This is a genomic window from Streptomyces sp. NPDC006283 (genome assembly GCF_040613325.1).
Lineage (GTDB): Bacteria > Actinomycetota > Actinomycetes > Streptomycetales > Streptomycetaceae > Streptomyces.
On sequence record NZ_JBEXRZ010000290.1, the window covers coordinates 1 to 7,574 of the forward strand.

General features: G+C 71.8%; 8 protein-coding genes and 1 pseudogene. All 9 read right to left on the reverse strand.

Features of this window, described 5'->3' with window-relative positions:
- Positions 1 to 142: pseudogene (locus ABZ070_RS33840) on the reverse strand (hydrogenase formation protein HypD); the annotation flags it as partial.
- A complete protein-coding gene (locus ABZ070_RS33845; protein ID WP_356639609.1) occupies positions 139 to 459 on the reverse strand; it encodes a HypC/HybG/HupF family hydrogenase formation chaperone in 321 nt (106 codons plus the stop codon). The pseudogene ABZ070_RS33840 and the gene ABZ070_RS33845, both read right to left, overlap by 4 nt.
- Positions 460 to 501: 42 nt before the next feature.
- Positions 502 to 2,889, reverse strand: coding sequence for a carbamoyltransferase HypF (gene hypF / locus ABZ070_RS33850; protein WP_356639611.1), 2,388 nt, complete (start codon positions 2,887 to 2,889; stop codon positions 502 to 504).
- Positions 2,886 to 3,581: a hydrogenase nickel incorporation protein HypB gene (hypB, locus tag ABZ070_RS33855; protein WP_356639613.1), complete on the reverse strand. Its 696-nt coding sequence runs from the start codon at positions 3,579 to 3,581 to the stop codon at positions 2,886 to 2,888. Before hypB ends, hypF begins: the two co-directional genes overlap by 4 nt.
- Entirely contained in the window at positions 3,569 to 4,015 is a 447-nt protein-coding gene (gene hypA / locus ABZ070_RS33860; RefSeq protein WP_356639615.1) for a hydrogenase maturation nickel metallochaperone HypA, read from the reverse strand. The genes hypB and hypA overlap by 13 nt, the downstream gene beginning before the upstream one ends.
- 327 nt (positions 4,016 to 4,342) lie before the next feature.
- Positions 4,343 to 4,861, reverse strand: a complete 519-nt coding sequence (locus tag ABZ070_RS33865) for a hydrogenase maturation protease (RefSeq protein ID WP_356639617.1) — start codon at positions 4,859 to 4,861, stop codon at positions 4,343 to 4,345.
- A complete protein-coding gene (locus tag ABZ070_RS33870; protein WP_356639619.1) occupies positions 4,858 to 6,261 on the reverse strand; it encodes a hypothetical protein in 1,404 nt (467 codons plus the stop codon). Before ABZ070_RS33870 ends, ABZ070_RS33865 begins: the two co-directional genes overlap by 4 nt.
- The gene (locus ABZ070_RS33875; RefSeq protein WP_356639621.1) at positions 6,258 to 6,896 is read right to left on the reverse strand and encodes a DUF6084 family protein; all 639 of its coding nucleotides are present in this window, start codon (positions 6,894 to 6,896) and stop codon (positions 6,258 to 6,260) included. The genes ABZ070_RS33870 and ABZ070_RS33875 overlap by 4 nt, the downstream gene beginning before the upstream one ends.
- Complete coding sequence (locus ABZ070_RS33880; RefSeq protein ID WP_356639623.1) at positions 6,893 to 7,498, reverse strand: DUF5947 family protein; 606 nt, start codon at positions 7,496 to 7,498, stop codon at positions 6,893 to 6,895. Before ABZ070_RS33880 ends, ABZ070_RS33875 begins: the two co-directional genes overlap by 4 nt.
- Positions 7,499 to 7,574: the final 76 nt, after the last annotated feature.

Genomic DNA, 7,574 nt, shown 5'->3' on the forward strand with positions numbered 1-7,574 from the left:
GGTCGATGCCGTGCCGGATGATGGTGTGGGTCTGGCCGCCGCAGACCTCCATCAGCGCCCATGGTCGGGTCACCGCGGCGCGGATCTCGTCGAGCAGCCGGGCCGCCAGGTCCGGGTCGTGGAATTCGTCGATGTACTTCACCGCTGCACCTCCCCGGCGACGCCGTCCTGCGCCGGCCGTTCCGCTTCCTCCATGTGGGCGGCCGCTTCCCACGGGTCGCCGAACTCCTCCTGGAGCATGCCGAGGTTCTCGAACAACTCCAGCGTTCTGCGGGCCGATTCCTCGTCCAGTCGTTGGAGGGCGAAGCCGACATGGACGATGGCGTACTCACCGACCTGCAGGTCCGGCAGGTATTCCAGGCACACCTCCTTGACCACTCCGCCGAAGTCGACGGTGGCCATGCGGGTACCGTCCCGGTCCTCGACGCCCAGCACTCTGCCGGGTACCGCAAGGCACATACGTGTCTCCTTAACGTTGGGCTGGTGGGCCTGCGCCCGTGATCAGGCCTCCGCGGCGGCGTGGGCGGCCACGACGAGCTGGCCGACGGCCAGCCCTCCGTCATTCGGTGGGATCCGCTGATGGCGCAGGACCGTGAAGCCGTCCTGGCGCAGACCGCGGGCGCAGAGGGAGGAGAGCAGGACGTTGGCGAACACCCCGCCGGTCAGTGCGACGGTCTCCGTCCCGGTCTCCTCACGCGCCGCGGCGCACACCGTGCGGACGAGCCGCGCCACCGCCTGATGGAAGCGCGCCGCGACGGCCGGCGCGGGGACGCCGTACCGCAGGTCCTCGACGACTGCACCGAGCAGGGGCCCTGGGTCGCACGCGATCGGGGACGCGGCCGACCGGACCAGCCGGAACGCGTACCGGGCGTCCTCCTCGGTCTCCCCGCCCAGGGCGGTGGCCTCGAGTTCGATCGCGGCCTGCGCCTCGTAGCCGGCGCGATGGCAGACTCCGGCCAGCGACGAGACCGCATCGAACAGGCGGCCCATGCTCGAGGTGGGCACACAGTTCAGGTCGCGCTCCAACTGCTGCCCGAGCAGGCGGAGTTCCTCGGCCGGGCAGGCCGCCGCGCACGGCAGGTCACCACTCCAGGCGATACCCGCCGCCCGCAGGTGCGCCAGCGCCATGCGGTACGGGCGGCGCACGGCCGCGTCGCCGCCGGGCAGCGCGACGTACGCGAGGTGCGCGAACCGGGAGTACTCCGCGTAGTCGGCGATCAGGAACTCGCCGCCCCACACTGCGCCGTCGTCACCGTGTCCGGTGCCGTCGAAGGCGACTCCGATCACCGGGCGGCTGCCGTCGAGGCCGTGCTCGGCCATGGCGGCCGCGACATGGGCATGGTGGTGCTGGACCCGTTCGACCGGGCGCCCGCCGGCGTTCCGGCGCGCCCACTGGGCGGACCGGTAGGCCGGGTGCCGGTCGGCGACCAGCACCCGGGGCCGCACTCCTGTGATCGACTCCAACTGCTCTTCTGCGCGTTCGAACGCCAGCTGCGTCGCGAGGTCGTCCATGTCCCCGATGTGGGCCGAGAGCCAGGCTTTGCGGCCCTCGCCGAGGCAGAAGGTGTTCTTGAGGTCACCGCCGACGGCAAGGGCGGGGGCCACCGGCACGGGCAGGGCGAGGGGCAGCGGGGCGTGTCCGCGGGAGCGGCGCAGCATCAGCGGCTCGCCGTCGCAGACGCGCATCACCGAGTCGTCGCACGGCACATGGATGGGGCGGTCGTGGAGCAGCCAGGCGTCCGCGAGGCCGGCCAGCCGCGTCAGTGCTTCCTTGTCGTCGGTGACGATGGGTTCGCCGGCGATGTTGCCGCTGGTCATGACCAACAGCCTGGGCGCTTCCTGCCCTTGTGTGCCGGTCCCGAGGAGCAGATGGTGCACGGGCGTGTAGGGGAGCATGACGCCGAGGTCGGGACTGCCGGGCGCGACCCCTTCGCAGGGGAGGCCGGTGCCCGCGGACGGCCGGGCACCGGGACGGCGCCGCATCAGGACGATGGGGCGGGAACTCGCGGAGAGCAGGTCTCTTTCCTCGGGACCGCATCGAACGAGGCGCTCCACGACGGCAAGGTCTTTGGCCATCAGGGCGAACGGCTTGTCTCCACGGGCCTTGCGCCGCCGCAGCTCGGCCACCGCCGCGGCGTTCGTCGCGTCGCAGGCCAGGTGGTAGCCCCCGAGCCCCTTGACGGCGACGATCGCGCCGCTGTCCAGCAGCCGGCGCGCTTCGGTGATCGGATCCGTGTCCGCAGGCACGCCCGAGGACGTTCCGGCGCCGTCGCTCCCGGCGACGATCAGCCGCATCCGGGGGCCGCAGGCGGGGCAGGCGACCGGCTGGGCATGGAATCGGCGGTCGGCCGGATCGTGGTACTCCCGTGCGCAGTCGGGGCACATCGGAAACCCGGCCATGGTGGTGTGTTCGCGGTCGTAGGGCAGCCCGGTGACGATGGTGAAACGCGGCCCGCAGTGTGTGCACGTGATGAACGGATGGCGGTACCGCCGGTCCGCCGGGTCGAAGAGCTCCGCAAGACAGTCGGCGCAGGTGGCCGTGTCCGGTGAGACCAACGTGCGTACGGGACCCCCCGCGCGGGAGGGGACGATGGTGAAGCCGCTTCCCCCGGTGGCGGGCACCTCGGTGGCGTCCACCGATTCGACCAGCGCGAGAGGCGGGGCTTCGGGAGCGATACGGGCGCAGAACCGCGCGACGGCGGCCGGTTCCCCTTCGACCTCGACGACCACACCGTCGACCGTGTTGGTCACATGACCCGAGAGCCGCAGTCCCGTGGCCAGCGTGTACAGGTAGGGCCGGAAGCCCACACCCTGCACCACGCCCCGCACGACGACCCTGCTGCGCTGCACGGCCTGCGCGAGGGCCGCACCGGACTGCGTCGTGATCACGCGCGGGCCTGGGCCATCACCGGAGCGTGGACGGCGCTTCCCTGGGCCGCCGCCAGGGCCCGGTCGAGGAGAGCGCCCGCGCCCACTGTGCTGCGTACGGACGTGAGGACCACCTCGACACCGGGGTTGACCTGCTGCACATTGCTGCGGAAGGTGGCCTCGTCGAACGCGGCGGGCTCCGCCATGTCGGTCTTGGTGACGACGACCAGCTGCGCGAGTCCGAAGGCGGTGGGGTACTTGAGCGGCTTGTCCTCCCCCTCGGTCACGGAGGCGAGGACGACCCGGAGCGACTCGCCGAGGTCGTAGGAGGCGGGGCAGACGAGATTGCCGACGTTCTCGACGAACAGCAGCCGGGTGTCCTCTGGCAGCCAGTTGTGCAGATGCCCGGCGAGCATGTCGGCTTCCAGGTGGCACAGTCCGTCGGTGAGGATCTGCTTGACGGGGGCGCCGGAGCGGGAGAGACGTTCCGCGTCGTTCTCGGTGGCCAGGTCGGCGGTGAGCGCGGCGACGGGGACGCCGCGTTCCTGTGCCAGCAGCAGCTCGCGCTCGAGCAGGGCGGTCTTGCCGCTGCCGGGACTGGAGAGCAGATTGACGACCGTGGTGCCGCGTGCGGCCAGCTCGGTCCGCAGAATCCGTGCCGCCGCCTCGTTCTTCGCCAGGACGGCCCGCTGGAGGTCAACTACTCGGCACATGGTCGGCTCTCCTCGAGGATCGGTTCGCGGATGGTTGCGGGCGTGTCGTCGGTGTCGGCTCCGCTGTCGGCGTCGGCGTCGGCGTCGGCGTCGGCCCACCGCACCTCGGAGATCCGCAGCTCCCGGCCCGAGACGAGATCGGCGGCGGCGTCGCCGCACGCGGGGCAGATCAACTGCGGTGGCACTCCGACGTTCCACACGTCCGCGCACGCCCCGCAGCGTGCGGTGCCCGGGACGGACCGGGTGATGAGTTCGGCGCCTTCGAGGACCGTGCCGGCGCAGGCGAGTTCGAAGCAGAAGGCCAGCGCGTCGGGGACGACCCCGGCCAGCTCCCCCACCTCGAGTCGGACGCTCTCGACGCCCACGGCCCCACCGGAGCGTGCGGCGTGCTCGACCTGCTCGACGACGGCGAGCGCGACGGACATCTCGTGCATCGGTCTCCGTCCTTGCCCGGGGGTGTCTCCGGCGCCCATTACAGGGCGGAGCCGCGGCACCCGGGCGTCCGGCACGCCGGAATCACACCGTTGCGTACGCCGTTCGGTTCACCCGGGCCGCCCCGCCGGCCCGGGTGCACGCCGGGCGTCACATCTTGCGGATGCGCAAGTAGCGCCTGAGGTCGGGCAGGACGCCCCTGACGATGGCGGCGACCGCCGTGGCGGCGGTGGCGGCGGCAGCGCCGCCGATGATGGTCTTCTTCATGGGGTTCTCCGTACTTCTGCTGCGACGGCTTGTCATGTGGCGGCTTGTCATGCGGCGGCCTTTCATACGACGGCTTCCTTCCGGACCAGGTCGGTCACCATCCGCACCGCTGCCGGCACCGCGGCGTCCACCTGCGGGCTGAGCCCGATGGCTTCGTCGATGACGGCGGGTTCGCAGCCGACCACCAGCGTGCGGCGCGGGGGCGCTGCGCCGGTTCCCGCGCACAGCGTGCCGAGCAGTGCCAGGACGGCGTCGGGCGACATCCGGTGCCCGTCGAGCGGGACGTCTTGCGCAACCGGCCGGTCACCGGGCGCGCCCGCCTCGACCTCGATCAGATACAGCGTTCCCGGTTCGCCCCCGCGCGCGCTCGCGTCGACGATCACGAGGGTGTCGTAGCCGTCGAGGAGCTGATAGGCGAGGTGGACGCCGCGGATCCCGATGTCGGCCACTTCGACGTCGGACGGCAGTTCCTCCTGGGTCAGCCTTCTGGCGACCTCGACGCCGAAGCCGTCGTCACCGAGGAAGATGTTGCCGACCCCGGCGACCAGGGTGCGGGGACCGGGCGGTGCGGGACTGGTCACGCGTCCTCCAGGACTTCGACCTCGTCGGGCTGGAAGTAGAGAAACCGCCCCTGTTCGCGGCGGATGTCCGCGCCGGGGTCGTCGTCGACGGTGACAGCGATGTGCACCCCTCCGTCGACGTCGTGCAGCACGGCTTCGACGAGTGCGCTGCGGCCGTGCAGAAACAGGTCCTGGGCGTCGGTGTGGCGCAGGCCCGGCCGCAGCGTCACCCTGCTGCCCGCGCGTACCGTCCGGCCGTCGACCAGGACGTGGTCGCGGTCCGGATCGACGCTCGCGTCGCCGCCCGGGTCCCACCAGGGGGTGTCGGGCCGGAACACGGCCTGTTCGTCGGGTTCCTGCTGTCCGGTCACCTCCCGCAGGCTGCGCACCGCTCCGTGCAGGCGCTCAAGGACCTCCGGCGGCATGGTGTCGGCGAGGTCGATCACGGCCGCCGCGCGGGCGTCCGTACCTCTCGCCTCGCGCTTCTCCTCGTCGGTGAGTGCCGCCGTGCGCAGGGCGAGGATCTCGTCGATCTCGGTGGCGTCGTACAGGGCCCCCGGGCTCTCGGGCGCGATGGCCGGATGGTCCTCGAGGATGATCGGCGAGGAGAGCACCAGGTCGCGGGTGCCCGGTTCACCGGCGAGCACGGGCCATGTGTGCAGATTGCGGCAGGCCGCGACAGCACCTCGCGCCCATTCGGGCGGGTCGGTCATGGAGAGGAAGGCGCCGGCGCCCAGACGCAGCAGCACATGGCTGGCGACCAGGGAGTAGGGCAGGGCGGCGTCGCGGTCGCCGCCGCTGTCGGGCATCCAGGAGCTCGTGTTCTCCACGACCACGCAGAGCCGCTCGACGCGGTACGGGCCGTCCAGCTCCGTGGTGGACAGGCGTACGGCGCCGTTGATCTCCTCGCGGCGGCGTACGAGCCGTCCGACAACCCGGCCTGCGGCGTCGGTGACCGGCTCGGTGTCCTCCGCCGCCGGACGCGTGAAGGGGAAGGCGACGCCGTCGCCGGTCAGCTCCGCAACCGGCACGGTCAGTTCGACCCTCTCCTCCTGGCCTTCGTCCCAGGGCACCAGGACCCGGTCGTCCAGGTGCAGTTCGCGCACCGTCTCGAACGTCCCGTCGGGTCTGGCCTCCTGGACGACGCGCCGCTGGGTGTGCAGGAAGCGGACCTCGAGCGCGAGCGTCGCACCCCGCTTGGGTTCCATGAGGCATTCGGTGTGCTGGAAGTCGTGCTCCTCGCCCGCCGCGCTCCAGGCCGGAGGGACGAGGACCCCGAACTGCCAGCGCAGCTTGTTCTTGGCCGCCGACGCCCGGTACGGGTAGAGCACATAGCCCTCGAAGAGCACCGCGTCGGCGACCTGCCGGGCGACGGCGAGCCGGGCCTGGGTGTCGGGGGTGAACGTGGTGGTCACGGTCATGGCGTCCGCTCCCCCGCCGCTTCGAGGAGCGTCTCGACGGTCGCCTCCCACGAGGGCAGCGCGCGCCGCGACCGATAGGCGAGCAGCGCGTCCATGGCGTCCCGGGGGAGCCGGATCCAGCCGCAGCCGGGGAAGTGCTGGTCGACCATGTCCTGCCAGGTCTTCACGGGCATCCGATGGGCGATCTCCTTGTCCCAGGGGACGGGCTCGACATGGAAGCCGCCGGGGCCGGTGAAGGCGGTACCGGAGAACAGCATGAGCAGTGGCACCTCCCCGTCTTTCAGGGACCGGAAGTAGCGGGATGCCGCGACGTCCGTGTCGTAGGTGCAGGGCACGACCAGGTCCGTCTCGATCTCCCCGGTGAAGCCGGGGACCATCACGGAGGCCTGGGCGAACTGCACCGGGTTGAGGCTGCTGCCCCAACGGGAGCGCTCGCCGAACAGGTCGCTCAGGGCCTCGGCCTCCGCGTTGTCGTATCCACGCCGGGCGGGTTCGACGCGGATCTGGCAGCGCAGTGCGAGGGCGTGGACCCGTACGCCCTCGGAGGCGGTGATCCGCAGGCGGAACACAAGGGTCGGACCCGCGGCGTACGGGTCGGCGCGCACGCCGGTGCAGCTGAAGGAGAACTCGGTCATGGCCGGCTCCCCTGCACGTCGCGGGCCGTGGCGCGGACATGGGCGAAGAACGCGTCGAGGTCGGCCCGGGCCTCCGCGCCGCCGTCGAAGCCCTGCCAGCGCAGTCGCATACGGCCCACCAGTTCGTAGCAGATGTCGATCGGCACCAGGTAGCACTCGGTGCGGCCGTCGTGGCGGCGCAACAGCAGAGCCTCGACGTCCGGTTCGAGCAGCGCTGCCAGGTGCGTCCCTTCGAGGACGGTCTGCCAGGACGACGGCTCGAGTTCGCTTTCGGTGGCGCCGGCCGGGCTCGGGTAGAGCGCGACGAGTCGTTCGAGTGCGGAGTTGTGGAAGAAGTAGGCGACGCCGACGGGGATCCGCAGCAGCTCCCAGGCGTTGTCGTCGAGCCGGTGGCCCGGGTCGCTCAGGTAGCGGCCGGGGACCGCGCGGAAGCGGCCCGAGCGGTCCAGCAGTTGGGAGCAGGGGCCGCAGACGCAGGCCAGTGCACGCTTTTCGGTGTCGACCAGGTGCCGGTGGCGTTCACCGCCGAGGGGCGCCCCGCAGAGTTCACACCGCTCTTCGGGGGGCCGCCGGGCCGTCCGTTCTTCTCGGTGGTGTGGCACTGGACGAGCAGCCGCTCGCCGCGGCCCGTGGCGCCGTCCTCGTCCAGGACAAGGACCCCGTCCTGCTGTCGGGGAC